General features: G+C 60.2%; 3 protein-coding genes. All 3 read left to right on the plus strand.

Annotated elements, in window-relative coordinates:
• The coding region (locus tag PY650_RS36250; RefSeq protein WP_285884904.1) for a site-specific integrase at positions 1–1,137 on the plus strand (1,137 nt) is incomplete at its 5' end.
• A complete protein-coding gene (locus PY650_RS36255) occupies positions 1,134–2,096 on the plus strand; it encodes a tyrosine-type recombinase/integrase (RefSeq protein WP_285884905.1) in 963 nt (320 codons plus the stop codon). The genes PY650_RS36250 and PY650_RS36255, both read left to right, overlap by 4 nt.
• On the plus strand, positions 2,089–2,703 hold a 615-nt coding region (locus tag PY650_RS36260; RefSeq protein WP_285884906.1), incomplete at its 3' end, for a tyrosine-type recombinase/integrase. The genes PY650_RS36255 and PY650_RS36260, both read left to right, overlap by 8 nt.

Raw genomic sequence — 2,703 nt, forward strand, 5'->3', positions numbered from 1 at the left:
CCGGGCACCCAGCGCGCCTACATGTGCTGCATCGCGCACTTCGCCCATTGGCTGACACAGGAGGGGTACCGCCTGGAAGCGATCGGTCAAGTCGCCGTCGTTCGCTTTCTCTCGGAACACTTGCCGGCATGCGTCTGCCCCGATCCGGTCCGCCGTATTCGTCATGACCTGCAGGCGGCACTTGGCCACCTTCTGGAGGTACTCAAAGCTGGCGGCGTGGTGCCGCAGTATCCGGCTCGGAACTCCGCTATCGAACAGGAGCTGACGCGTTTCGATATCCACATGCGCGACGTCTGGGGTTTGGCAGACAGGACCCGTCGGCGGCGCTGCAAAGTGGTTGAGGAGTTTCTTGCCGAACATGTCAGCGAGCAGCCCATTTCGATGGCGACAGTCAAAGCCATGACCGTCCGTCACTTCATCCTCGGCGAGAAGGGGCGAGGCTCCGCAGCCATCGCCGCGATCGGCGCCACCATTGCCTGCTATCTCCGCTTTCGCAGTATATCCGGCGATCGGGTGAGCGGACTGAAGGCCGCAATTCCCCGAGTCGCGCGCTGGCGGTTGGCGTCATTACCAGAGGTTCTGACCGACGCCGAGATCGACCAACTGCTGAGTTCGTTTGATCAGTCGTTTCCGTCGCGCCTGCGAGCTTATGCGATGGTGCGGTGCCTAATCGATCTCGGCCTGCGATCCGGCGAAGTCGTCAAGTTGCAACTTAACGATATCAACTGGTGCAGTGGTACAATCAACCTTGTCGGCACCAAGAGTCGACGGGCTGATACTCTGCCCCTGCCAGTCTCAACAGGAGCGGCGATTGCGGCCTATCTGCGTGAGGAGCGTCCTACGACGGCGAACCGAGCCGTATTTGTTCGTCACGTCGCACCCTACGACAAACCGATCACAACCAAGAGCGTCGTACGCGCAGTATTGGCCGGCTACCGAAGATGTGGATGGACGCGAACCGGGGTCCACATTCTCCGCCACAGCGCTGCCAGCCGACTTCTACGCGCCGGCGCGCCGATGAAGGAGATTGCGGACATCTTGCGGCATCGAAGCCTCGACACGTCCGCCATCTATGCAAAGGTTGATCTGAACAATCTATCTGCTGTGGCTCTGCCTTGGCCGGGGAGCGCACAATGATCAACGCACGCACGATGCTCTCGTTGGCCGAGGACTATTTGTCCGAGCGCCGCGCCCTTGGTTTTAAGCTCAGGATGGAGGGCCATTACATCACCGCTTTCGCCCTGTTCGCAGACCAACACGGTCATCGCGGCCCACTCACCAACGGTGTCGTTCTGAACTGGGTGCAAGGTCAGGCCAAAAAAGCTACCCCGCTCTCCTGGGCCCGGCGCCTCGAGGTCCTTCGCCCGTTCGCGAGGTATCTGACGCGGGTTGATCCCGACACGGAGTTCCCTGAGACCGCGATCTTTGGTCGTGCACATCGACGCCTCACGCCGCATATCTATTCAGAGCAGGAGATATGCGATCTCGTGGCTGCCGCTTCGCGGCTGACTCCCAAGGGCGGTTTGCGACCGGCGACATACGCAACGATCTTCGGACTGATCGCGGCTACGGGGCTACGACGCTCGGAAGCACTCCAGCTGCGCTACGGCGATATCAATCTCGACAGCGCGGTCCTTACGATTCGTAATACGAAGTTCCGTAAGTCCAGGCATGTGCCTATGCATGCCACCGTCGTAGCCGCGTTGCGGCGCTATCTGGAGGTTCGTGCGCGTCATGGCGCTCTCTCCAAGGATTCGCCGCTGTTCCTCTCCTCCGAGGGCGGATTCATCGCGGAGCGGAGGATCAATAAGATTTTCCAGAAGCTTCGTACCAAACTCGGTTGGGCCCCGCGGGGCGGCCATCGTGAAGTGCGCATCCATGACCTGCGGCACACCTTTATTTGCCGCCGCGTTCAGCTTTGGCACGAACATGGCGCCGATATCGACAATAGGATGGCGGCGCTCTCGACCTACGTCGGCCACGCCAAAATCTCCGATACCTATTGGTATCTGACCGCCGTCCCAGAACTGATGGCGGTCTCTGGCAGGCGTTTCGAGCTTTTCGCAGCAAATGTCGGAGGAGATTATCGTGTCTGATGTCAACCCGACACCGTCCTTCCCCATCCTGCTTCAGCGCTTCTTTGTCGAACATCTGGGCAACCAGCGAGCTGTCAGCCCTCGCACCATTGCAGCCTATCGGGACACTTTTCGATTGTTGCTTGGCTTCGCCGAAGCGAAGATTGGCAAGGCGCCCACCCGGCTGATCTTGGCCGATCTTGATGCGCAATTGATCCTGGACTTCCTCGACCATCTGGAGAAGGAACGGAGCAACGGTGTGCGCACGCGCAATGCCCGCTTGGCGGCACTTCGCTCCTTTCTGAAGTATGCCGCCCATTACGACCTGACTGCGCTCATCGTCATCCAACAGGCACTGGCCATTCCGATGAAACGGTTCGACCGCCCGGTCCTGGGATTTCTCTCGCGCGAGGAGATGCAGGCGATTCTTGACGCGCCGGATGCGCTGACCTGGGCAGGTGAACGGGACCGCACGCTGTTCAGCCTGATGTACAACACTGGCGCCCGTGTGTCCGAAGCCATCGGCCTACGCGTCGGCGAGGTTATCGTCGATGGCGCGGCGGTTGCACACTTGCATGGTAAGGGACGTAAAGACCGTAGCGTGCCGCTTTGGCGTACGACAGTCAGC

It is taken from the genome of Martinezella calliandrae (assembly GCF_030272695.1).
GTDB classification, from domain to species: Bacteria; Pseudomonadota; Alphaproteobacteria; order Rhizobiales; family Rhizobiaceae; genus Rhizobium; species Rhizobium calliandrae.

Bases quoted from the DNA above. Each gene is read 5' to 3' on its own strand.
- PY650_RS36255 (WP_285884905.1), top strand. From the start codon at position 1,134: ATGATCAACGCACGCACGATGCTCTCGTTGGCCGAGGACTATTTGTCC.